Here is a 23,671-nt window from a genome sequence, read left to right as displayed (position 1 = left end):
GCGCGCTACTTGCCGCTATCGCGCGCATGCGACGGCGCGACGAGCGGCGTCTCGCCGGCTGATTCGTCGCACTGCATCCACGCATAAGCGGTGAGCTTCGCGCGCGCGTTGTTCCTCAGGCGAATGAGCCATTCGCCCGCCGCCGCGCGGCGCATGCCGCTGCGCGCGGCGGTCGGCGCGAGCGCGACGAGGATCATGTGCCCGTCGCCGCGCGCACCCCGGCCGAGATGCACGACGGTGCAGATCGCTTCGCCGCCACGCGTGTATATGCCGATATCGCCTAGCGTGAGCCAGGCGCTCGCGATCCCGTCGGGCGGCACGATCTGCACGTCGACAGCGGGCGCGCCGGCATCGCTCGAGCACCAGATCTCGGCGAGGCTCGGCGCTGCGGAATGCGCACGCACGGGCCAGCGCAACGCCGACTCCGCGCGATCCTCGATCGTCAGCGCCCCGCGGCAGTGCGACAGATCGACATTGCCCGATGGAAGCACGACAGAGCAGGCGCCGGTATCCATTAACTCGTCGAGCGCGCTTTCGATGAGCGAACTGCCGTCCTGCTGCCACGCGACATTGCCGGCGTTCAGGCTGACGAGCGCATGACACTTCGCGCCGCCAATGTCCTGTGCGCGCTGCACGACATAGCGGACGGCGTCGAGCACTTCGGCATCGGGACAGGGGCCGAACGCGTTGCGCATCGTGCGGCAGCGTCGTTTGAGCTGTACGCCGATCATCGGCAAGGGCGCATCGCGAATGCCATCGACATGGACATCGCCAGGCTCGGCGCGCGAAGAATGGCAGCCCGCACGCTCGGCGACCGGCGGGCCGTCATGCGCGAAACGCATGACGTGTGCGCCGCCCGCCGTTTGTGCTGTTTCGGCATGAAGGCGTGCATCGTTCAACATCGCGTCCATCTGATGTTTGAGCCATTCGCTCCCGTAGCCTAGACCGGCTGCCGGTTCGGCCGCATCGTTCTGATCCCAGAAACATCGAAAGCGCGTGCGCGTGCCGGCTGCATCCTCCGAGAATCGCGCATGCGTGAACGCGATATCTTCATCGCATACGCCGACGATCGCGTGACCCAACCCCTCGCGCAGGGGCGCATGCACGGCCGGCGCTCGATCCACCGGTGCATCGACGTGCGACGTGATGACCAGCGCTTCCGTGAAGCGTTCGAACTTGCCCGCGAGGTCGGTGTGCAGATGCGCGTAGAACTCGCGCGTCACGTGAGCCGTGCAGAAGCGCGTGGCCTCGAGCGTGGCGGGCGGATCGCGATAGAGCGCGGACATCCAGATCCAGTGCTGCCAGCCGTTGCGCTCGATGGTCTGCGCGAACTGCTGCGCAGTATCGCCGCCCTGCTTCATCTCGATGGCAATCGGCACACGGCCGCTCGGCATGCCGCCCAGGTCGCGATAGTGCGTCGCGTGAGCCCACACGATATATGGATCGATCCGCGCGACGGATGCGAGCGCCTGCGGCGCGATGGGCTCGAACCCCTCGCTCACCGTGCCGATCTCCCAATGCGGACTCATGCTTCCCTCCTGTCGCCTGCGTTCCGCAGAAGCGAGGCCGCGGGTATTGGCCTGATTCATCGCACGCAGGTTCTTCTTATGTTTTCTGTCGATGATTGATCGCGGTGTCCGCGACGCGCGATTTCATCGGTGGATATTTCGGGAACCGAAAGGAATCGGGCGTGCGCTATCGCATAACGTAGTCACTTGCCGTGCGAGAAGCAAGCCGAATTCCCGCTTGCAACGAGGCGAACCGAGGGGCGGCGCACAGTGAGGCGAAGGCGCGTGAAGGTTCGTTTCATAGCGGGAAGCGTGGCGAATTTCTTCAGTTGCTTCAGGCTGATAGCGCGCCGCTCCCCTGTTTGTGCACAGGTTTGTGCACGGAAACTGTGGATAAGCGCGGCGCGCGCCGATCGAAGGTCAACCGGACGCACCGTCCAGATGCGCACGGTTTTCCGTCTGCACATTCGCCTCCCGCTTGCCCTTCACGCGCCGTGCAAACAGATTCAACCCTTCGACGAATCCGGCAAATCCCATCGCCGCGTAAATGTAGCCCTTCGGCACGTGCGTTCCGAAACCCTCGGCTATCAGCGTCATCGCGATCACGAGCAGGAACGAGAGCGCGAGCGTCACGACCGTCGGATTGCGTTCGATGAAGCGCGAGAGCGGTTGCGCGGCGAAGAGCATCGTCGCGACGGCGAAGATGACGGCGATGAACATGATCGGCAGGTGATCGGTCATCCCGACCGCCGTGATGATGCTGTCCACGGAAAACACGAGGTCGAGCAGCAGGATCTGGCCGATTGCCGACCACGCTGTCATGCTGCCGAGACTCGACGCGACACCGGGCGTCTCGTCGTGATCCTTCCTGACGTGATGGTGCATCTCCTTGGTCGCTTTCCAGACGAGGAACAGGCCGCCCGCGAGCAGGATGAGGTCACGCCACGAAAACGCATGCTCGAACACGGAGAACACCGGCGCAGTCAGCTGCGCAATCCACGCGACCGTGCCGAGCAGCGCGAGCCGCATCACGAGCGCGAGCATGATGCCGATGCGCTGCGTGCGCGCTCGTTGCGCGACGGGCAGCTTGTTGCTGAGAATGGAAATGAAGACGAGATTGTCGATGCCGAGCACGACTTCCATCACGATCAGCGTGACGAGGGCGGCCCACACGGCGGGATCGGCGGCAAGCGAGAGAAGATATTCCATGAGTGCGGACAGGTTGGATTGAAGACGTATCGCGCCCATGATCGACTCATCGCACGATCGAAAAAATCAGCGATAATCGAATCGATACTTCGGCTTTTTCGAAGTGTCGAATATCAACCGAAACGGCGAGGACGCGCGACTCATGCTCAACTATCGACATTTGCATTACTTCTGGGTCGTCGTGAAGGAAGGCGGGTTTGCGCGCGCGGCGGAGCGGCTCGATATGGCGGTTCAGACCATCAGCGCTCAGGTGCGCGAACTGGAAAAATCGCTCGGGCATCAATTGCTCAAACCGGCCGGACGCGGCGTCACCATGACCGAGGCGGGACAGGTTGCGTTCGCACGCGCCGAGGAGATCTTCCAACTCGGCCAGTCGATCCAGGACGAAGTGCGGGAGGCGGCGAGCGGCACGCTCGCACGTCTTGCCGTCGGGCTGTCGGACGGCATTTCGAAGCTCGCCGCACATGCGCTGCTTGCGCCGGTACTCGACAATCCCGCGCTGCGCCTGCTCTGTCACGAAGGCGAAACGGACGAACTGCTCGCCGAACTCGCGCTGCATCGGCTCGATCTGGTGCTCGCGAGCCATCCGGCGCCGCACAATCACAATTTGCGCCTCACGAGCGAGCGGCTCATCGCTTCGCCTGTAGATTGGTACGGGCCGGCTTCCATCGTGCGCAAGAGCGCGATCGATCACTTCCCGGAGAGCCTCGCCTCGCTGCCCATTCTTCTGCCGACCGGGCATTCGTCGCTGCGCGCGCGGCTCGATCGCTGGCTGGAGACGCAAGGCATCGTGCCGCGTATCGTCGGCGAATTCGAGGATAGCGCGCTGATGGCCGTGTTCGGCGCACGCGGTCTGGGCGTGTTTCCACTCGCGGAATTCGGCGCGGGCGATGCGCCGCTGCTGCGCGGCCTGCGCTGGCTCGGCCGCTCGCCGGACGTGAAAGAGGAAGTGCATGCGATCGTATCGCGGCGCGGGCGGCATCATCCGTTGACGCAGCAGGTTCTTTCACACGCCGGGGCGTGACTTCGGTTTTTTCGAAGCTTGCGTCCCGTTGGTTCTGCTTTTTCGTGACACGGCGACGCCTTACGCTGATCTCACGTTCAACAAGGAGGCGTCAATGAAAGTCCTGTTCAAGTCCCGCGATCCCGAAGCCATTGCGATGCACGCGCTCGCGAAGGCCCGCAGCGAATTCGTCTTTCGGCGCCTCGCGTGGCTGATTTCAAAGGCGACCGTCAGCTTGTCCGACATCAACGGGCCGCGCGGCGGCGTCGACAAGCGCTGTCAGGTGGAAGTGCAACTGAATCGGGAAAACAAGGTCGTGGCGACCTCGATCGCGCGCGACTGGCGCGGAGCGATCGATCTCGCACTCGCTCGCGCCGTGCGCACGCTGGTGCGCAGGCGTGAGAACATCAAGCCGACGCGCCGGGTCCCCGCGCGCGGCTTCGCGTGGAATCTCGCGCAGGAGCCTGTGCTACAGGAGGCGGTCGATCCGCGCGAGCGTCTCCTGAGGAAAATGGCCGGCGCATAAGCCTCGAATATCAGGCTGGCGTGTGGATCGCGAGCAGCGTGCGCGGAATCGCGGCAGGCGCCGCGCGCGTCGATTCCCGTTCGATGACTTCGAAGCCGCCGTCCGGCACGGCGTTCATCGACATATACAAGGTCCGCATTTCGGCACTCAGGCCGTGGAAATGGCACAGGAACGTGGTCCGGTCGGCGTAGTACCACGGTGTGTTGAGATCCCTGAAGCTGACGAGTTCCGGCGAGTCCATTTCGGGACACAGGCCGTGCGCGATCAGTTGCTCCATGAATATGTACTGGTCGCCGTGACTCGAGAACGTGTACTTGACGTCTTCGATCTCATGCACCTTCGCGAGCACGGCATCGAGCGCGCGGGCGTTTTCTTCCGTGTTGCGAAAGCCCATCACGCCCGAGTTGAATCGCCAGCCGCAGATGTCCGCTGTCAACACGCGCTCGCGCCCTTCAGTGAACTTCTCGAGCTTCACGGTCTGATTCATCGCGATGATATCCGCGTCCATCCAGAAGACCCATTCGTGCTGCGGCAGATACTTCTTCAGCAGGAACGGCTTGGCCCAGTTGCCGCAGGCGTCACGCCCGAAATCCGGCGGCACGTCGCGATGCACGTACAGCGTATAGCCATGCTGCTCGCAATACGCGCGCATGCTCGCTTCGCCGAAGCGCGCATAGCTCGCGATGTTCGGCGTATAGAGCATCACGACCGCAATGGGGCGCCCCGGCTGATACACGGAAAGCGACTCATGCATATCGCTCGACAGCGGCGCCGCGCTTTCGAAAACCCGCAACTCGCCCGACGCGTGGCACGCATTCACATGCCGTGCAAACATGGCGCGCCAGAGCGGGCCGTACTTGCTGTAAAGACGCGGCGTGTAGACGAGCGAGACGGCGGTGATTTCCCTGCCGCACAGGTCCGGGTGCTGGCCCGACCACATCGACGCGACAGGAACCACGCCGTTCAGATCCTCCCAGTCGGGCACGGTCGGCAGGTTTTCGAGCAAGACTTCCTCGGTGACGAATTTGCCGTATTCGAAGTATCCGCGGCATTGCGCGGCGAGTCCGCGCGCGACGCGGCGGTTCTCTTCCGTGTTTCTCAGCACGAACATTTCGGTGTTCACGCCGAAATGTCCTCGGGTCAACAGGACGTCGCGGCCGGCCATGATCTGGTCGAAGTCGTGAAAGCGAAGGAACAGCGCGTTTTCCGTGGCAAAGATGACCAGTTCCCCCTCCTCAGCCTCCCGCAACATGTCGCTCACCAACTGGTACTTGTAGAGCGTGCGCAGCTCGATCGAATCGACGCAACTCGACATCGCCTCGAAGCGATGTTTCACGTTCATGCGGCGGCAATATTCATCGTGGTTGTCGCGCGATGCAGCGGCGTTGCGATCGGAGAAACAACTGACCAGGGTCACCATGGGGTTTGACAATCGAAGGTGGAAATCGGGGTAAAGGCATGCGGGCCGTCTGCCAGCATGAAGTGTGCGAGGATATCCGGCCTGGTTCGCGTGCTTGTAAATTATTGAGTCAACCGCGAGGATCGACGTTAAGAACTGGTCGATTTCAGGAGTTTTTGAGGCAATTCCGAGGCGCCGCGTGGCGCGCAATCGGACGGTCGAACCGGCTGGCGCGTGATAACGATTTCTAAAAAGAGGCACACGCCATATGTCGCAGGCGCAGCGTCGATTCCTGCTCGAAGCGTGCGCGATAGAGCTCGCGAATTTCGCCGATGGCCTCATTGCTCGCTTTGTCGTCCGGATGGGCGAGGCTCAACACCCAGGTCGATTCGTGCACCATCGAGCCATCCGCCGCGCGCCATTGACCGCTCGCGCGCCATGTCGTGAAGCCTTGCGGGAAGCGCGGCGTGACGTCGGTGCGCAGGAAGTCGTCGAATTGTTCGGGCGTGACGAGGTCCGTCGGCTTTGCGGTTCCGAAATAGATGAGCTCATTTGCGACGTGCAACTCGCCCGTCGCGCACGTTTCTTTCATCGGCGTCGCGCAGGCCGGAAGCATCGTCGTGAGTATCAACAGCGAAAGAGTTCGACGCCTGGACATGACGGCATGGAATGAACGAAGTGCTCCGTGTCAAAAGCGGCGCGCGCGGTCCCAGCCAAGCCGCACGCGGGCGACGCCCGCGCTCAACGCTTTTTCAACCCGGCACCGCGACGCGCGGCTCCCGCGCCGTCGGACGGCCGTCGAGCTCCGCCTTGCCGCACTCGATGGCGAAATTTGCGGCGGCCTGCGCCGTCGGAAACGCGCGAAGCGGCCCGATCGCGCGCCGCACGCCGCCGGGCCGCTCTATCAGCAGCGTCGCCAGGAATTCGCCGGACACGTGCCGGATGATGACCGAAAGCTCACAGCCTCGATATTCGATTGGAGTGGAGTCCACCGCTGACCTCGCTTGCTGAATTCATTGCCGGGATGGAATCAATCTACGCAAGCTGAACGAAAGACGTAACCCCGCGTGTGAGTGGCTGCGAACGTAGGCCGAGCGAATGTCGGTCGGGGGCGACGGCGCCGCAGACGCGCAAACGTTTTCCGTCACGCTCGACTGGATAAGAACGACTCCGATTTCTGCACGAACTCTCTTAAATCGGTATCCTGCTCGAACAGGCCTATACGAAAGATGCCGGACCCTCCCGAATCCGACCTCGCCGATGACAACCGCCAGCAATGAACGCAGTTGCAAGACCGCCGCCGCCTGGCTGATCGCGTGCGCGGCACTCGCCATCGCGACCAGCACGGCTCACGCTCAGGAGTTCTCCTTGCTCGCCGGCCCGCTCAGGAGCAACGGCCACAACACCTATTCCTGGGAAGCCAGCTATCGTGAAGGGCTCGGGCGCTATGCGGCCTGGAGTTTTTCCTGGCTGAACGAAGGCCATATTCCCGACCATCATCGTGACGGGCAAGCCTTCCAGATCTGGGGGCGCGTGCCGCTCTGGAATGACCGGCTGGAATTGTCGGCGGGTGCGGGGCCGTATCGCTATTTCGATACGAGCCAGGCGCAGGCCGGCGGAGACTATTCGAACACGCACGGCTGGGGCGGCATGTTCACGCTGCGCGCAGCGTATTACTTCGATAACCGCTGGATCGCGGAGATGAAGCTGAACCGTGTGCAGGCGTTCGGCGGCCCCGACACGACCGCGCTGCTCTTCGGCATCGGCTATCAGCTCGACGCGCCCGAAGGACGCGGTTCGCGCGCGCGTCCCGTGCCGCGCACGACGAACGTCACCAGCAACGAAGTCACCGTGATGCTCGGCACGACGATCCTGAACAGCCCCGACTCGGAAACGAATCTGGCTGAAAGCATCGAGTACCGGCGTGGACTGTGGCATTACGTCGATTTCACCGCGTCGTATCTGCACGAAGGCGGACACTCGCAGTCGCGCCGCGATGGCGTCGCGGCCCAGCTATGGGCGACCCGCGCATTCTTCGACGACAGGCTCACGCTCGGCGTCGGCGCGGGACCGTATCTGTCGATCACCCAAAACGACGACCTGCCGCAAAACCGCACCGGCGATGGCCGCTTCTCGGGCCTCGTGTCGGTATCGGCGAGCTACCGGTTCACGGATCGCTGGCTCGCGCGCGTCACGTGGAACCGGATGGTCACGCGTTATGACCGCGATGCGGACATCATCGAGGCGGGTTTCGGCGTGCGCTTCTAACCTAGAACAGCTCTTTCTGGCCGGACATCAGCGCGATGAAGTCGTCGCGCAAGAACGGCAGGATGCCGTCCGCGACCGGCTGAAGCTGCTTGCTCACATAGTGCTCGTAATCGATCGGCGCGTGGCGCGCCTCGACCGGCTCGGGACCGGCCGTCGTCATCACATAACTGATCCAGCCGCCGTTCTGATATTGCAGCGGACGGCCGGCCCGCGCGTTGTGTTCATCGGCGATGCGCGCGGCGCGCACGTGCGGCGGCACGTTGCGCTGATAGTCGCCGAGCGTGCGGCGCAGTCGCTTGCGATACACGAGCAGTTCGTCCAGCTCGCCGCGCCGCGTGCGCCCGACGTAATCGCGCACATACGCTTCATACGCCTCGCCCTTGAAGACGCGCATGTAGAGCTCGCGCTGAAAGCGCTGTGCGAGCGGCGTCCAGTCGGTGCGCACGGTTTCGAGGCCTTTGTAGATGATTTCCTCGCTGCCGTCCGCGCGCATCGTCAGTCCCGCGTAGCGCTTCTTGCTGCCCTCTTCCGTGCCGCGGATCGTCGGCATCAGGAAGCGCCTGAAATGCGTTTCGAATTGCAGTTCGAGTGCGCTGTCGAGTCCGAAGGCGTCGTTCAGATGCTCGCGCCAGTATTCGTTCACATGCGCGACGAGCGCCCGGCCGATGCGCGCCGCGTCGTCCTCATCGCGCGCGCGCCGCAGCCACACGAAGGTCGAATCCGTATCGCCGTAGATCACGCTGTATCCGCGCGCCTCGATCAGCTCGCGCGTGCGATGCATGATTTCGTGACCGCGCATCGTGATCGACGACGCGAGGCGCGGATCGAAGAAGCGGCAGCCGCTCGATCCGAGCACGCCGTAGAACGAGTTCATGATGATCTTGAGCGCCTGCGACAGCGGCTTGTTGCGCTGCCGTTTCGCCGCTTCCCGCCCTTCCCACACTTGCGCGACGATCGCGGGCAGGCAATGCGTGTCGCGGGAAAAGCGCGCGCCGCGAAAACCCGGCACCGTGTCGGCGTCGTCCGGCATGGCCGTGCCTTGCGCGAGCCCGGCCGGATCGATCAGAAACGTGCGGATGATCGACGGATACAGGCTCTTGTAGTCGAGCACCAGCACGGAATCGTAAAGGCCGGGGCGCGAATCCATCACGAAGCCGCCGGGGCTCGCTTCCTCCGGCACATCGCCGAGATTCGGCGCGACATAGCCGAGCCGGTGCATCCGCGGCATATACAGATGCGTGAACGCCGCAACGGAGCCGCCGCTGCGGTCGGCCTGCAGGCCCGTGACGGTCGCGCGCTCCAGCAGAAACGGCAGCAGCTCGGTCGTCTCGAAAACTTTCGTGACGAGTTCGCAGTCGCTCAGGTTGTAATGGGCGAGCGCGGGCTTGTCTTCCTTGAAGCGTCGCTCGATCTCGTCCATGCGCGCGTACGGACTGTCGATCGCCTTGCCTTCGCCCAGCAGCGACTGCGCGACGTATTCCAGGCTGAACGACGGAAAATTCCACGTCGCCGAGCGCAACGCCTCGATGCCGTCGATCACGAGCCGTCCTGCGATCGACACGAAGAAGTGATTGCGCTTCATGCCATGCTCGCGCCATTCGACCGGGCTGCCATCGCGGCCGAGCGTGAGGGGCACGCCGTAGTCGTCGGCGTGTCGCTGGAGAATGCGCAGGTCGAACTGCACCACATTCCAGCCGATGATCGCGTCCGGATCATGATCCGCGATCCACGCGTTGAAACGGCGCAGCATCTCGGCGCGGCTTTCGCAATAATCGAGCACGAAATCGGTTGGCCCGTACACGCCGTTCGGCGGACCGAGCATGTAGACCTGACGCGCGCCGCAGCCTTCGAGCGCGATCGAATAGAGATCGCCTTTCGCGCTCGTTTCGATATCGAGCGACACGACTTTGAGCGACGGCCGGTAATCCGGCGCGGGCTTCAGTTCGCTGGAAATGTAGCCGTCGCCTTCGACCTCTTCGGCGCCTTCGAACGACACCGGCGCCGTGATGAACCGCTCCATCAGGTAGCGTTCATGAGGGCGGATATCGGCTTCGAATACATTGACGCCGGCGCTTCTGAGGTTCTTCTCGAGCGCAAGCAACTGACGATAGTGCGGGCAGTAGAGGCCGAGTACCGGCTTCTGGCGAAAATCCCTGAGCGGCAATTCACGCAGATAGGCGTCCCGCACGCCGGCGACGATCGGCTCGGCCTTCGCACGATCCTCCGCGCGAATGAACGCGACGCTCGTCTGTAACGCGATGCGGATTTTTCTCGGGCCGTCATCGGTGGCGAGCCAGAAATCGACTTCCGTCCCGGCCGCGGTGTCGCGCCAGTGCCGAGTCAGCAGAAAACCCTGTTGTGCGGAAGCCAAGCCGATATCTTCGAGAACGCGTGCCATCGAAGCATTTTACTTGGCGGCCAAACAAAAGAGCCCGGCGCACCAATGGCTCCGGGCCCACGAATTCGGGAAAGCGAAAGAGAAGTAAAACACGGTAGCGGCAAGCCGGTCATCCACCATCCTCGCGGATAGTCCCCGGAGGATGGCCAGCGGCCGCTACCGCCTAAGCAGCCTGTGCGACCAGGCTTGCCCGTTGCGGCTGCAACGCCGCCACGTTACCGAGTGCCGTGTGCTCCGCATGCTCCGGCACTTCGTTCTTCGACATCACTACCTCCAGCGCGGCTTCTTGACTGGCCTGTTTCGCGGCCGCCGCTTTCTTGGTCTTCCCCGCGCGTGACGGCGGCTGGCAGGCCCCGCACACCACGTTGTTCTGCAAATCATGTTTGTGTGCGACGAACTTCCCGGTGCAGCGGCAGCAGGGTGTCATCTGCAGCATGCCGGCGTCGAAAAAGCGCACAAGAGTCCAGGCCCGCGTAAGGTCGAGTACCGCCTCGGCGCCGCTATGGGTGCAGTGCTCGAGGTACAGCCGATACCCTTTGGTCAACGCATCGAGATGCGAACAGCCAGCTTCGTTCTTCAGGAACGTATAGGTGTTATAGAAAAGCGATGCGTGGATATTGGCGAGCCACGTCATGTACCAGTCGGCCGAGAACGGCAGCATGCCCTTCGGCGGCGATACCCCCTTCACTTCGCGATAGAGGCGAATCATGCGATCGCGCGAGAGCGTGAGTTCGCTCTCCAGCACTTGCATGCGCGCGCCGAGCTCGATCAGCGCAATTGCGCGGAACACTTCCTGGGCGTCTTCGGTGAGGCTCTTCTTCAGCATGGCTCGCTCCGTCGTCCCTTAAGCGAACTGTTCGGCCGGCTGGCCAGCCAGCAGGATCGCCGCGTGCGTCGGCGCGATGTCCGCGTTCTTCGCGGGTTGCGTCAAGGCCGACAGCATCGTGTGATCGTTGAAGCGGAAAGCGCAAAGCAGGTTATCCGACGACGCGAGCTTGACGACCTGCGCGAGCGTGAGGCCTGCGAGCAGATCGGCGAGTTCCGCCGACAGACCGAGCCGGAACATGCCGATGGCCCGGTCCTCGCGCAAGAGACGCTGCGCGAGCATGATGTAAGACAAGTTGATTTCCCGGATTGATTCCAGCGTTTCGCGACCGTTCATGGTTGCAACTTCCAGTAAATCCCCGAATTTCCCGCCGGCTTTTTGCCGATATCTTTTTTGTGCCTCACCGAGCTAGTCCTGCCCGGCTACGTACTGCGTAATCTTTGTTTCAGTGCGTTACATCTTGTAACAACCACTGTGAAACGGATTCTAAGTACGGTCTGAATCTAAAGCAAGCGGTCTCAATAATATTTTGTTGCAAACAACACTTTAGATCGGTAATTGTTTCAGTCAGGTCATTTCAACCGACTCTACCGCTCACGCTCTATTCATCTTATGTTTGAGGCGTTTGGTTGGCCAAGCTGGGTTTTGGTCGGAATAATCGCCTGCCGCCAGCAATAACGGGGGATTGCCGGAGTCGGTTGACGTCTTGAGGCGCTATTTTTGCGATGATCCATCAGACGAAAAACGCAAAAAATAACGGCCTAAACGGTCTTTACCGGTTGCCGCGTGATCAGGTAATAATTGCCAAACCGGTGTTACGGCAGTGTTACGGCCTGTCTTACCCGGTTGTAACGTAACGCTTTACCTTCGCGGGACGCCTTTACTCCATGCGTCCCAATGTGTAACAACCTCTTGTACAAAAGGATTGCCGGTCCGATACAGATTCTCGATGGCCGGTGCAAAGCCGCCCTGCGCGGCGTAATTGAGCAGATTGTCGACGGCGGGCTGTCCCTTGTATGGACGATCGAAATCGGAACCGGCGCGCAGCACCGCCACGCGCGACAGGTCCACCCGCTGCACGCTCGCCGCCCGCTTGAGCGCCTCATAGGTGGCGTTGTCTTCCTGTTGCGTCGTGCAGTAGACGCCGCGACCGTCCGTCAGAAGCCGCGTCCACGCGCGCGCCCGTTCGCCGATGTATTTGCCCGACCACCACGTATCGCCCGCGAGCGTGTCGCACTGGATCACGCGCGGTGGCCGGTTCGCCGGCGCGTAGTTGAATTTCGCGCGCGCGGCTCGGGCCTGGTCGCTGTCGGAGAGCGAGACGTTGCGCGAGATCGCGTAGGCGGTATCGGCGAGCGTGGCGTTGAGCGCAAAGACTTCCGTGCGATAGTCGGGCGCCGGTTTCTCGTTCGGCCCCTTCGTGTTGATGCCGATGAATCCGCTGGGCCAGCGGGCGGGCTTCTCGCGCGCGTCGAGTTCCCATTGCGGGCCGAAATCGACGAGATACTTCGCCCACGCCGCCGAGCCGACCGTGCCTTGCGCCGGATCGATGCCCGCGATGCCCGCGACCAGAAAGTAGGCGTTGCGCAAGTCGAGGCGCTCGGAGAACGCGAGCGCCATCATCGACGCGGCCGCGTTGGTGTGGCCCATGCCGGTCGTGATGACGCACACGTCGTCGCGATTGCAATGCACGTCCGGATAATCCGGCGACAATCCCGCCACCTTGATCGCGTCCCACGGTCCGAGCTTGTCGAGCCACACTTTGCCTTCGGGCGCGAACATCGTGACGATCATGACCTTGACTGGGCGCACGCCGCTCGCGCTATCGGACGAGCGCGGCGCGGATGCGCATCCCGCGAGGCCCGACGCACCCGCGGCGATCGCGACGGCGACAACCGCCCTGCGCAACGTGTTCGATGTCTTTTTCGATTCCGATGCGGCGACTCTCATGGCAGTCATGGCAGGCGTGATCCTCGTGAACGTTCGACCTTCGAAAAAAAATCGCGCCCGTCAGAGGGCGCGATCGGGGCCGAACGATTATAGGATCACGTGCCGCTTTGCGAACTGCGCGGCGGCGGCGCATTCGAGGCGACGTTCGCCGGGCCGGCGGCCTCGCTCGTCGGATGCTGCGCGGCCTTCGACGGTTCGCCGCGCTGATCCGCGCCCGCTTCGTCCGCGTCTTGAACGCCTTCTGGATTCCCTTCCTGAGTGCCGCCATTGACGATCACAAAGTTGCGCTGCGGATTCGCGATCTCGATGCCGCGCGCCGTAAACTCGTTGAGAATGCGCCGGTTGAACTCGCGCTGCACCGGCCAGCGCGCGCTGTCGCGGCACTGGATCTGACCTGCGAGTGTGACGGTCGAACCGTCGACGGCATCGACGCCCCAGAAGCTGAAGTCGGAGAGAATACCGTCGCGGAAGGCCTCGTCCTCGCGCAGCGCGGCGCCGATTTCCTTCAGCGTGGAAATCGCGAGATCGACATCCTGGCCGAGCGCGATCGACACGCGCACGGCTGCATTGCCGATGCCGCGATTCGTGTTGTTCACCGTCGACACCGAACTGAACGGCACCGTGTAGAGCGAGCCGTCGCCGCCGCGCAGACGCACCGTGCGGATCGACAGATACTCGACCGTGCCCGACACGCCCGCGAGCGTCACCCAGTCGCCGACCTGCATCGCGTTTTCCATCAGCAGGAAGATGCCCGTGATGAGATCCTGCACGAGCTTTTGCGAGCCGAAGCCAAGCGCCACGCCGAAGATGCTCGCGCTCGCGAGTAAAGGCGCCGTGTTCACGCCGATCTCGGAGAGGCCCGTCAACACGACGACCATCGCGATCACGATGAAGAGGCCGGAGCGCATCATCGGCAGGAGTGTGCGCAAGCGCGCGGCGCGCAGACGTTCGCCGCTCGCGGTCCATTGCTCCAACCGCTGCTCGACGGCGATGTTCGCCGCCTCCCACACCAGCACGGCGAACACGGCCGCGACGACGATCGTGAGGAGCGCCGATGCGAGCCGGTTGCCCACACCGCCCGACGTGAGCAGATGCAGCACGTTGACGTGCCAGACTTCCAGAAGCGCGACGATCGTGACGACGGAAATGAGCGCCTGCACAATGCGCCGCAACGTCGGGTAATAGCGATAGGCGCGGCGGCGCACGATGGAATCGCTCGTGACGTCATCCTCATCGCCGTCATGAAAGACACGGCCGAGTGCGCCGAACGCGACGATTGCCAGCACGCGCGCGCCGACGAGCACGAGCAACGACACCCCGCCCAGATGAAAGAGCGTTCTGTAGCCGTTCTGCACGTCGAGCGCCCACACGAACCACAGCGCGATCACGAAGAAGATCGCGACACCCGCCCAGACATCGGCGACCCAGTTGCCGACGAGCCTCACCGAGCGATTCGTCCGCGCGCGTTCCCGGATACGCTCGGCCACCGACGTGCGGCTCTCGAAGATCACGAACGCGATCATCAGATGCACGATCAGCAGCACGAACTTCAGGATCGCGATGCGCGCGTCGCCGGACAGGCCGAGCGGCTCGGCGGCATTGGCAAGCGCGATGCCCGCACCCGCGATACACACGATGCGCTGCACCCAGCGATGCAGATACGCCGCATAGAAATCGCTTACCTGAAAGAGGCGCAGGCCGGGCGCACGCGGCGCGACGAAGAAACCGCTCACGATCACGATCGCGCGGCAGACCAGATAGACGTCGATGAGCGAGCCCGCGACGCGCGCTTCGGGCGTGTTGTCGTCGATGAAGATCGACATGAGCAAGGTCACGACGCCGATGAAAACGACGAGCGGAACCAGAGAAAGAAAGCCGTACAGGAGCGCGCTCGGCAGACGTTGCAAGAGCGTCCAGTGACGTGCGGCATGGCGCTGGCCGCGCGCGCTGTCGGCCTTGCGCTCGGCGAGATGGATGGCGGTCGCATCGCCGCTGCGCGCGGCGTCGTCCTCCGCGCGCTCCGCCGCGCGTTGTTCGCGCACGAGGCCGGGATCCTGTGCCTCGGCATCGGCGACGCCGCGCGCCGCGATCCGCGCGCGCGGACGCTTGAGCAGCCGCAAGCACAGAAATTCGAGCAGCAACGCGGGCAACAGCGACGCAAGCACCGTCCACACGACATGGCCGATGAGCGCGCGCCCTTCGTCACTCGACGTTCGGTCGCGCCACCACGACGCCACGGAGCCGAAATCGAGCAGCGCGACGGTCGAGTGCCGCAGGCCCGCGCCGATCTGCACGAGCCAGTGCCCGGCTTGCCGCGACAATTGCGAGGCGAGACCGTTGGCGGTCAGCGAATGAGCGAGCACGCTCGACGCGCCCGATGCCGGCGCCGCAGCCGCCGCCGACGCGGACTGCGGCGCGCTCGCGGGCGCGGGCGCGGCCAGCGCGCCTGCCGCCGCGATGGCGCGCAGCGTATCGGCGACTTGCGAACGGCGTGCGGGATCGTTGAGCACCGAGAGCGCATCGCGCGCCTGCTGCGGCGTCAGCGCGAGACCCGGCTGCGACGCGTGCTGCGCGGGATCGGCTGCGGCGAAGGAAGATGGGGAAAAGACCGGAAGAACGCTCGACACGAGGACGAGCAGCACTGCAAGGAGCAATTTGCGCATGGGTCGGATGAAGATCACGAAATGTCAGGGACTCGATGCGGACGACGCGCATGACGTATGTTAACGCGATGCGGTCGATGCGGCAGAAGCGGTCCTGAACGACCCTTCTCCCGGTAGCATGCGGCGCTCCTGCCCTTCCCCCTCGTTCGGACCTTACAGCGCCGGCTCGCCGCGATCGCGCGCGATATCGGGTTCGAAGAACACCCAGCGCACTTGCGGAAAGACACGCTGCAGGTCGTCTTCGATGATATTGATCGCATCGATCATCGCGCGGCCGCTCGCGTAGTCGATCATCTCCGCCTGCACCGCGACGACGACATGCTTGCCCCATTGCAGCGTGATGAGGCTGATGATGCGCGTGATCTCGGGACGCGCGCGCAGGTGCGCATCGATGGCCTTTCGCACTTCGGGGCTCGCGGATTCGCCGACGATCATCGACTTCACTTCGCGCGCGACGAGAAACGCGATGATCATCAACAGCACGCCGACGCCGATCGAGCCGGCGGCATCGTATGCCGTATTGCCGGTGAGCATCGTCATGAGCACCGCGGCGAACGCGATGGCGAGACCGAGCAGCGCCGCGACATCCTCGCCCGCGACCACGAGCAGTTCCGATTCCCGTGTTTCACGGAACCATCGCCATAAGGTCTTGTTCGGCGCACCCTTGCGAATCTCGCGGATCGCGCCCGCAAGCGAAAACGCTTCGAGCACGACCGAAATGCCCAGAATCACGAGCGCGACGATCGGATTCGACAAGGGCTCATGATGCATCAGCCGATGCGCGCCCTCGTACACCGAAAACGCGCCACCGACGAAGAACAGCAAAAGCGCGACGATCAGCGCATAGAAATAGATCTCGCGCCCCGAGCCCAGCGGATGCAGCGCGTTCGCGGGCGCCCGCGCGCGCTTCAGACCGAGGAGCAGCAGCAACTGATTGCCGCAATCGGCGGTCGAATGGATCGCTTCCGCGAACATCGCGCCCGAGCCGGTAAAGGCCGCCGCCCCGAACTTGCAGACGGCGATGCCGAAGTTCGCGGCGAGCGCGTAGAAAATGGCCTTAGGGGATTCTTCCTTCATGCGCTTGTTTTTATTGGTTCAGATCACGTCGACGCGGGCTGCGCCATCCACCATCTCGCCGATGACCGTCGCATCGTTGAAACCGTCCGCGCGGAAGATCGCGAGCACGTCGTTCACGGCTTCCGGCGCGCACGACACGAGCAGTCCGCCCGAGGTCTGCGGATCGGTGAGCAAGGCGCGGGCCTCGTCACCTTCGATGTTCAATGCGATGTCATTGCCGTATGCGCTCCAGTTGCGACCCGACGCGCCCGTGAAGATGCCCGCGCGCACGAACTCGCGTACTTGCGGCAGCCACGGCAAGTCGGCGTAGCGAATCCGCGCCGTAAGTTGCGCGCCGCGTGCGAGTTCGAGCGTGTGACCGAGCAGGCCGAAGCCCGTGACGTCAGTGAGCGCATGTACGCCGTCGAGTTGCGCGAGTTCCGCGCCGGGGCGGTTGAGCTTGGTGGTCGCGTCGATCATCGCCTTGTAGCCGGCCGCATCGAGCTTGTCCTTCTTGAGCGCGGCCGACAGCACGCCGACGCCGAGCGGCTTGCCGAGCACGAGCACGTCGCCCGCGCGCGCGGCCGCGTTGCGCTTCACGCGCGACGGATGCACGATGCCGAGCGCGGCCAGTCCGTAGATCGGCTCGACGGAATCGATCGAATGACCGCCCGCGACCGGAATGCCCGCTTCGGCGCAGACCGCTTCGCCGCCCTTCAGCACTTGCGCGATGACCTCGTGCGGCAACACGTTGATCGGCATGCCGACGAGCGCGAGCGCGAGAATCGGCTTGCCGCCCATCGCGTAGACGTCGGAAAGCGCGTTGGTTGCGGCAATGCGCCCGAAGTCGAACGGATCGTCGACGATCGGCATGAAGAAGTCCGTCGTCGCGACGATCGCCTGCTCGTCGTTGAGCTTGTAGACGGCGGCATCGTCGGCGGTGTCGTTGCCGACGAGAAGATTCGGAAACGCAGGCAGCGGCGTGGCGCGCCTGAGCAGGTCGGCCAGCACGCCGGGCGCGATCTTGCAGCCGCAGCCGCCGCCGTGGGACAGGCTCGTGAGACGGGGTGAAGTCGTATCGTTCATCATTTGTTTCTCGGATCAGGGCAAGCAATGAACCGCATTATTACGCGACGCGCTTGAAGAGTCCGGGATAGTCGAGCACGAGGCCGTTCTCGTCGACGGTGATATCCGCCGTGAAGCCCGTGTCGAGCCCTTCGTAACGGTAGCGATGATTCGGCTCGATGCACGTGTACGCCTGCTCCACCACGCTCACGCTCAATTCGGGCACGCGCACATAGACGACGCGAATCACGCGGCGCTCGCCGCGCGCCAGTTGCAGACGGCGAATCGGCAGTGTGTTGGTGAACGGCGTCGCGGTGATGTCCACGTCGATGCAGCCGCGAAGTGAGTCTTGTGGTTCACCGTTCGCGTCGCTCCACGCATGCGCGTCACCGTTGTTGCCCTCTCTGCGATGCAGGTCGAGCGATGCGCCGCCCGCCAGCTTCAACGCGAGACGCGTGACCTGCCAGCGCGCATCGCATTCGATGCGATAGACGAGGCCGAAGGCATGCGCCTCGTCTTCACCCACGATCGCGCTCTCGATCACGATTGCGTCCGCCGCTTCGTTCAGAACGAGATGCTCGAGGCCCGTGCCGTCCTGTTTCGCCCATCGCGCCGCTTTCATCGCGCGCCTCCTCGTGTGTTCGTCCCTACTGAAGGATACAACGCGCCGCACAAGGCTTTCGATCAGCATTCGACATGCGCGATGTGCTCGACGTCACAAAACTTCACACGGTATACTTCGCGCCATTCCTGCGCAGGCGCGCGCACCGCACTCACAGCGCCGTTCACGCGATCCGCGCTCTGCCGAACGTCTCTGTCGTCCCTTTTGATCGCCCATCGCATGAAGACCATTCTTGCTCCCGCATTGCTCGCGCTCGCGCTGTCCGCGTCGATGTTTCAGCTCGTCCAGGCGCAGGAGACGCCGGACCTGCCCGAGGATTACTCGTATCTGACGAAGCTCCACGTGCCCGATGCCGTCGCGCAATGCGTCGCTGCGTTCGACCGCTGGGTGGAGAACGCGCCGAAGTACGACACGCTCATCGTGCCCGACCGGCGCGTGCTCTCCGCAAAGATCGACGACGATACTCCGATCTTCAGTGTCGGCGACCCGATTCCGGTCGACAAGGTCATCGTGATGCGCGCGTTCGCGAAGGCGCGCGGCAAGGCGCAGTGGACGCGCGTGGACAGCCGCTGCGGCGTGCGCGATGGTCGCGTGGTCGGCGTTTCGCTCACGCCGAACATCAAACCGAAGATCGTTCGCTGAGCTCTCTAGTCCTTCGCCGCGCGCCGCTGGCTGGTGCGCTCGTCGAGCCACTTGACGACCTGCGGTCCGAAAGTGCGCGGCGCCTTGGCATGCACGCGTCCCGCGAGATCCGCTAGCCGGTCCGCCGCGAGCGCCTCGCGCATGCGCTTCTCCGCGTTTTTCATCACCGCGTGAACGGCGCAGACACCGCTCGTCGCCCAGGGCGGCGCGTCGTCGCCGAACACTGCGCAGCGCGCTCGAATCTCCCGGCAGTCGAAGAGCGGCTTGTCGCCGTCGATCGCGTCGACGACATCGAGCACGCTGATTTCCTTCGACGGCCGCGCAAGCGCAAAGCCCCCGCGCGCACCTTCCGTCGCGACGACGAGCCCCGCCTTGTGCAGCTTCGTGAACAGCTTCGCGACGTACTCCGCGGGCACGCCCTGCAATTCCGCGAGATCGCGCACGCTCGCCTCGCGCACGCCGTGCGGCGGCTCTGCGAGATAGAGCATGCAGTGCAGCGCGTACTCGACGCCCGTGCTGATGTGAGACATATCCATTCCGACATTGTGAATCGGAGTTCAGGATAGCGCGCCGTCCCTTCGCGCGCAACGGCGAGACGCGCGCTGCAGCGTCTTTACAGGCGCCCGTGGCAAATATTTCAGGTTACACGTTTGCTTACAAACGAACACGGCTTGTCATTTTGCGAACCGCTAAATTGATCTCCATGGATTCACACGGAGAAAGCCATGAAGAAACTAGCGATCCTTGCAGCGCTGGGCGTGTTGCTGAGTAGCGCGCTTTCGGGCTGCATCGTCGTGCCGGACGGTGGCGGGTATCACCATCATCACGATTACTACCGCGACTGAGCCCTCGCGCAAGACGCGCTGAATTACAACGAAACTGCTACCTCATGACTCGCGGTTTCGACTGCAAGCAACGACCAAGGAGCAAATATCATGATGAACAAGACGAAGAAGAGCCTGCTGATCGCTTCCCTTGCTGCCGCGCTGGGCATGGGCCTCGCAAACGTCGCATCCGCCGAGGTGCACCACAATCCGCCGCATCGCGTGACGGTCGGCTGGCACGGTGACCGCTACTGGGACGGCCATCGCTATTGGCAGCGCCACGAATGGGAGCGCCATCATCATGTCGCGCCGCCTCCGCATCGCTACTACTAAGCGGTTCCAGCCATAAAAAAAGGCCGCAGCGAAAAAAAAATCGCTGCGGCCTTTTGCATCGTTCGCCGGTTCACCAGTTTTTGGGATCGCCGCCGAGCTCCTTGCATGTGTCATACGCAATCGCCTGCAGCTTCGCCTCGCCGATCTGACCCGAGAGCGCATAGCCGACGCGATCCCACGCCCAGTAGAACGTCGTGCGCTGCCCGTCCTTGAGGCTTCTGATCTTGCTGTCGTTGCGCCTGATCGTCGCCGTCGTCATATAGAGCGTGAGCCGCTCGCCGGTGGCGTTCTGATACATGAACTGCGCGGCCGGGCCCTCCTCGTCAGGCAACAGGCGCCCGCCGACGAGCTGAAAGCCGTATTCGGCCAGCGACGGAATCGTCACCGCGCGATTCAACCGCTTCGACAGCCACGTAACGAGATGATCCTGTTGCGACGCGGCCACCTCCACCGCATGCCGCTGCTCGGGCGCGTACACGGCATAGGCGATATCCGCCCGCTCCGCGAAGCGCGCACTCTCGCCGAGCGAGGGCAGGAGCATGTGCATCAGGAATCCGCACGCGACCCCGACGACCAGAAAGCACGCCGCGATCAGATAACGCTCGCGCGCGGGCGGCCGCAAACGCACGACCTGCGGCTCGCCCTGATCGGCGAAGAGCGCGCGCAACGCGTTGTCCTGCGCGCGATATGCGGCGGCGGTCGCCTCGCTCGCCGGATCTGCCGCGATGCGCTGCGCCACGGCGTCGCGTTCGTCGCCCTGGAGTTCTTCGTCGATGAAGGCGGACAACGCCTGCAGATCGCGATCCGGCCTGGGAGGTCCCATACGGTCGCCGCCTTCGGGTGGACGGTCTTGGCTGCTCATGATCGGCTCACCACTTTCAGTGACGACGGCGACGTCTTGCGGCCGGGTTCTTCGCCGAGCAGAACACGCATGTGCTCCCGCGCTCTCGACAAGCGCGACATCACGGTTCCGGTCGGCACGTTCAACACCACGGATGCCTCCTGATAACTCATTTCCTCGACGCACACGAGCAGCATCACTTCACGCTGCTCGACGGGCAGACAGTAGAGCGCGCGCTGCACGTCGCGCAGCACGAGGCCGTCGACTTCACCGCGCGGCGCGGCCATCTGCCGCCAGGGCGCGGTTTCATCGTCCACTGCAATATCGCGTCGGCCGCGCAGCTGATCGATATACAGGTTGCGCATGATCGTGAATAACCATGCGCGCAAATTCGTGCCGGCATGAAACGATTTGGCGCGATTGAGCGCGCGCTCGGTCGCGTCCTGAACGAGATCGTCCGCCCACGCGCGATCGCCCGTCAGCCCGCGCGCGTAGCGGCGCAGCTGGGGCAGATGCGCGAGAAGGTCGCTCTCGAAGCTCAAGGCCGTGCGCCCGCGCGCGTGACGCAAGCGTCAGAGGCGTTCGCCATCAGTAGCTGCCTCCGCCGGCCGGCCCGCTCGGCGCCCCCGACGAATTCGGCGCACTTTGCGTACCGCTCGCGCAACCCGCCGCGCCCAGCGCAAGGCTGAGCACGATCAGGAGCGCCGTCACTCCGATCGATCGTTTCATGATCGTTACCTGTTGATTCATAGACCGGCAGGCTCGCCGATTTATTCCGCGAGCCGGCCGCTTCCCAAGTTTGTTGCGCGTGCGTTGCGCGAAACGCGACGTTCAGGGCTTCACGACGTGCCAGACGTCGCGGAAGTTATCCCCGTTCTTGTCGCCGGGCTTCGTGTCTTTCGCGAAGCGATAGACGCGCTTGCCATCGTAGGCCCACTGCTTTCCGCCGTCGGCGGCTTCCATGGTCCATTTGCCGCTCGGCTTGTCGGCGTCGCTCGCCATCGCCGCCGGCCACGCCTGCGCGCAGCCGCCGGTGCAGGCGCTCGCGCCGCCTTTCGTGTCCTTGTCGAAGGTGTAGAGCGTCATGCCGTTTTCATCGACGAACATGCCGTTCGCTTCCTTCGGCACCGCAGCATAGGCGGATGAAGCAAGCGAAGCGAACGCGGTGACGACTGTTGCGGCAGCGGCGAACATCTGGATGCGCTTCTTCATTTCATCTTTCCCTTTTTGTAGAAGTATCCGTAGAACGTTCGGAAGCGCTGCACTATTCCGCGGACGATGAAATAAACCGATGCGGCAGCGCCGTCGCATCGCCAGTCGGCAATCCATTCAAGACCATTCGCGCGCGCCTTGCCAGAGATTCATCGAAATTTCGCAGCGGGCCGCGAAACCGGCGCTCAGGCGCCGACCGCGGCGGCGGTCGCATCGCGCCAGCGACGCGTGTCGCGCAGCGGCGGCGCGCCGAAGAGCCGGCTGTACTCGCGGCTGAACTGCGAGGCGCTTTCATAGCCCACGCGATGCGCGGCCGTGGCGGCATCGACGATATCGAGCATCATCAGGCGGCGCGCCTCCTGAAGCCGCAACTGCTTCTGATATTGCAACGGGCTCATCGCCGTGACGGCCTTGAAATGGTGATGCAGCGACGACACGCTCATGTGGACGTCCCGCGCAATGTCCTCGACACGCAGCGGCTGATCGAAGTGCTGGCGCAGCAACTGGATGGCCTTCGCGATACGCTGGGTCTGACTGTCCTGCAGCGCAATCTGGCGCAGCCGCGCGCCCGAGCCGTTCATCAGCAGGCGATAGAGAATCTCGCGCTTCACGAGCGGTGCGAGGATCGGCACGTCTTCAGGCGTATCGACGAGACGCAGGAGGCGCAGCACCGCGTCGAGCATCGAGTTGCCGAGGCGGTTCACATAGAGACCGCGCGAGGCGTCGGCCTGCGTCGCGGGCGGCAGATTCTCGTCCTGGATCAGCGACGTGATTTCCTCGACGTCGAGTTCGAGCCGCATGCCGAGATACGGCTCCGACTCGCTCGCCACCGACACCTGTCCGCACACGGGCAGATCCACCGACGACACCAGATAGTGCATCGGATCGTAGATATAGACTTCGTCGCCGACCATGAGACGCTTGCTGCCCTGCGCAATCAGCGCGAGCGCGGGCGTCTGGATGCCGTGCTTCGGTCCGCCCGGATTCATGATGCGATGCAGGGCTAGCCCCGGCACCGGCGTTTCGACGGAGCCTTCGCAACCGGCGGTGAAGCGGTCGAGCAACGCGACGAGATCGAGCCGCGCCTGATCCAGCCCGGGATCGGCCGCGCCGACGTGGCGCATCTCCTTCGGCTGGTCGTGACTGTCTTTTCCGGCGAGGCCGGGGGTGTCGTTCAGGGCCATGATGAAAGGACGATTTCGAGATAGGGAGAACTCTGGCTAGCTTACTCGCGCGGGCGCGTGATTGCTTGCGAGCGACCGCAGCGTTTGCAGGAACAGGCAAGGATTGAACAGGATCAGGCTATGAACCGGCCGCGCGCCAGGA

At 63.6% G+C, this 23,671-nt stretch carries 24 protein-coding genes; 5 read left to right on the top strand and 19 right to left on the bottom strand.

Annotation, left to right across the window (positions count from 1 at the left end):
- Positions 1-5: 5 nt before the first annotated feature.
- Positions 6-1,529 carry a hypothetical protein gene (locus NCR38_RS17255; protein WP_250477421.1) on the bottom strand — a complete coding sequence of 508 codons (1,524 nt, stop codon included), beginning with the start codon at positions 1,527-1,529 and terminating at the stop codon, positions 6-8.
- A gap of 399 nt (positions 1,530-1,928) precedes the next feature.
- Entirely contained in the window at positions 1,929-2,717 is a 789-nt protein-coding gene (locus NCR38_RS17250) for a TerC family protein (protein ID WP_061116085.1), read from the bottom strand.
- A gap of 142 nt (positions 2,718-2,859) precedes the next feature.
- Here NCR38_RS17250 and NCR38_RS17245 point away from each other — a divergent pair, with 142 nt between their 5' ends.
- Both NCR38_RS17245 and NCR38_RS17240 read left to right on the top strand, forming a co-directional pair.
- Positions 2,860-3,741, top strand: a complete 882-nt coding sequence (locus NCR38_RS17245) for a LysR family transcriptional regulator (protein ID WP_061116086.1) — start codon at positions 2,860-2,862, stop codon at positions 3,739-3,741.
- Positions 3,742-3,835: 94 nt separating this feature from the next.
- Entirely contained in the window at positions 3,836-4,246 is a 411-nt protein-coding gene (locus tag NCR38_RS17240; RefSeq protein ID WP_250477420.1) for an HPF/RaiA family ribosome-associated protein, read from the top strand.
- A 10-nt stretch (positions 4,247-4,256) separates the two neighbouring features.
- Here NCR38_RS17240 and NCR38_RS17235 read toward each other — a convergent pair whose 3' ends face one another.
- From NCR38_RS17235 to NCR38_RS17225, 3 genes are all read right to left on the bottom strand, one after another.
- Positions 4,257-5,666 (bottom strand): hypothetical protein, encoded by a 1,410-nt coding sequence (locus NCR38_RS17235; protein ID WP_086960628.1) that lies wholly within the window; start codon positions 5,664-5,666, stop codon positions 4,257-4,259.
- A gap of 226 nt (positions 5,667-5,892) precedes the next feature.
- Complete coding sequence (locus NCR38_RS17230) at positions 5,893-6,237, bottom strand: DUF3574 domain-containing protein (RefSeq protein WP_250477419.1); 345 nt, start codon at positions 6,235-6,237, stop codon at positions 5,893-5,895.
- A gap of 160 nt (positions 6,238-6,397) precedes the next feature.
- On the bottom strand, positions 6,398-6,637 hold the full coding sequence (locus NCR38_RS17225) for a hypothetical protein (RefSeq protein ID WP_061115818.1): 240 nt from the start codon (positions 6,635-6,637) through the stop codon (positions 6,398-6,400).
- A gap of 268 nt (positions 6,638-6,905) precedes the next feature.
- Here NCR38_RS17225 and NCR38_RS17220 point away from each other — a divergent pair, with 268 nt between their 5' ends.
- The gene (locus NCR38_RS17220; protein WP_061115819.1) at positions 6,906-7,913 is read left to right on the top strand and encodes a hypothetical protein; all 1,008 of its coding nucleotides are present in this window, start codon (positions 6,906-6,908) and stop codon (positions 7,911-7,913) included.
- Position 7,914: 1 nt separating this feature from the next.
- On the opposite strand, the gene NCR38_RS17215 is transcribed toward NCR38_RS17220, so the two are convergent.
- From NCR38_RS17215 to NCR38_RS17180, 8 genes are all read right to left on the bottom strand, one after another.
- Entirely contained in the window at positions 7,915-10,311 is a 2,397-nt protein-coding gene (locus NCR38_RS17215; protein WP_250477418.1) for a DNA polymerase II, read from the bottom strand.
- A gap of 163 nt (positions 10,312-10,474) precedes the next feature.
- A complete protein-coding gene (gene flhC / locus NCR38_RS17210) occupies positions 10,475-11,137 on the bottom strand; it encodes a flagellar transcriptional regulator FlhC (RefSeq protein ID WP_061115820.1) in 663 nt (220 codons plus the stop codon).
- An 18-nt stretch (positions 11,138-11,155) separates the two neighbouring features.
- Positions 11,156-11,473, bottom strand: coding sequence for a flagellar transcriptional regulator FlhD (gene flhD, locus NCR38_RS17205; RefSeq protein ID WP_061115821.1), 318 nt, complete (start codon positions 11,471-11,473; stop codon positions 11,156-11,158).
- 525 nt (positions 11,474-11,998) lie between these two features.
- Positions 11,999-13,087 (bottom strand): purine nucleoside permease, encoded by a 1,089-nt coding sequence (locus NCR38_RS17200; RefSeq protein WP_061116089.1) that lies wholly within the window; start codon positions 13,085-13,087, stop codon positions 11,999-12,001.
- Between the two features lie 95 nt (positions 13,088-13,182).
- Positions 13,183-15,750: a mechanosensitive ion channel domain-containing protein gene (locus tag NCR38_RS17195; RefSeq protein WP_061115822.1), complete on the bottom strand. Its 2,568-nt coding sequence runs from the start codon at positions 15,748-15,750 to the stop codon at positions 13,183-13,185.
- A 153-nt stretch (positions 15,751-15,903) separates the two neighbouring features.
- Entirely contained in the window at positions 15,904-16,827 is a 924-nt protein-coding gene (locus tag NCR38_RS17190) for a cation diffusion facilitator family transporter (protein WP_061115823.1), read from the bottom strand.
- Positions 16,828-16,845: 18 nt separating this feature from the next.
- Positions 16,846-17,892 carry a selenide, water dikinase SelD gene (gene selD / locus NCR38_RS17185; protein ID WP_061116090.1) on the bottom strand — a complete coding sequence of 349 codons (1,047 nt, stop codon included), beginning with the start codon at positions 17,890-17,892 and terminating at the stop codon, positions 16,846-16,848.
- Between the two features lie 40 nt (positions 17,893-17,932).
- Positions 17,933-18,493 carry a putative glycolipid-binding domain-containing protein gene (locus tag NCR38_RS17180; protein WP_061115824.1) on the bottom strand — a complete coding sequence of 187 codons (561 nt, stop codon included), beginning with the start codon at positions 18,491-18,493 and terminating at the stop codon, positions 17,933-17,935.
- Positions 18,494-18,712: 219 nt separating this feature from the next.
- Between NCR38_RS17180 and NCR38_RS17175 the strand changes: the two genes are divergently transcribed.
- The gene (locus tag NCR38_RS17175) at positions 18,713-19,135 is read left to right on the top strand and encodes a BspC domain-containing protein (protein WP_061115825.1); all 423 of its coding nucleotides are present in this window, start codon (positions 18,713-18,715) and stop codon (positions 19,133-19,135) included.
- Positions 19,136-19,140: 5 nt separating this feature from the next.
- On the opposite strand, the gene NCR38_RS17170 is transcribed toward NCR38_RS17175, so the two are convergent.
- Positions 19,141-19,665, bottom strand: coding sequence for an Rrf2 family transcriptional regulator (locus NCR38_RS17170; protein ID WP_061116091.1), 525 nt, complete (start codon positions 19,663-19,665; stop codon positions 19,141-19,143).
- Positions 19,666-20,073: 408 nt separating this feature from the next.
- On the opposite strand from NCR38_RS17170, the gene NCR38_RS17165 reads away from it, so the two are divergent.
- Positions 20,074-20,292: a hypothetical protein gene (locus tag NCR38_RS17165; RefSeq protein WP_061116092.1), complete on the top strand. Its 219-nt coding sequence runs from the start codon at positions 20,074-20,076 to the stop codon at positions 20,290-20,292.
- Positions 20,293-20,362: 70 nt separating this feature from the next.
- Here NCR38_RS17165 and NCR38_RS17160 read toward each other — a convergent pair whose 3' ends face one another.
- The 5 genes from NCR38_RS17160 to NCR38_RS17140 form a co-directional block, all read right to left on the bottom strand.
- Entirely contained in the window at positions 20,363-21,115 is a 753-nt protein-coding gene (locus NCR38_RS17160) for an anti-sigma factor (protein ID WP_061115826.1), read from the bottom strand.
- Positions 21,116-21,150: 35 nt separating this feature from the next.
- Positions 21,151-21,675, bottom strand: coding sequence for an RNA polymerase sigma factor (locus tag NCR38_RS17155; RefSeq protein ID WP_061116093.1), 525 nt, complete (start codon positions 21,673-21,675; stop codon positions 21,151-21,153).
- Between the two features lie 46 nt (positions 21,676-21,721).
- Positions 21,722-21,862 carry a hypothetical protein gene (locus tag NCR38_RS17150; protein WP_250477417.1) on the bottom strand — a complete coding sequence of 47 codons (141 nt, stop codon included), beginning with the start codon at positions 21,860-21,862 and terminating at the stop codon, positions 21,722-21,724.
- 102 nt (positions 21,863-21,964) lie between these two features.
- Positions 21,965-22,345, bottom strand: coding sequence for a hypothetical protein (locus NCR38_RS17145; RefSeq protein WP_061115827.1), 381 nt, complete (start codon positions 22,343-22,345; stop codon positions 21,965-21,967).
- 185 nt (positions 22,346-22,530) lie between these two features.
- Positions 22,531-23,529 carry an AraC family transcriptional regulator gene (locus NCR38_RS17140; protein WP_250477416.1) on the bottom strand — a complete coding sequence of 333 codons (999 nt, stop codon included), beginning with the start codon at positions 23,527-23,529 and terminating at the stop codon, positions 22,531-22,533.
- Positions 23,530-23,671 lie beyond the last annotated feature (142 nt).

Source organism: Caballeronia sp. INML1 (genome assembly GCF_023631085.1).
GTDB classification, from domain to species: domain Bacteria; phylum Pseudomonadota; class Gammaproteobacteria; order Burkholderiales; family Burkholderiaceae; genus Caballeronia; species Caballeronia turbans.
The sequence above is the reverse complement of the archived record's forward strand: the minus strand, read 5'-3'. Positions and strand labels throughout refer to the sequence as shown.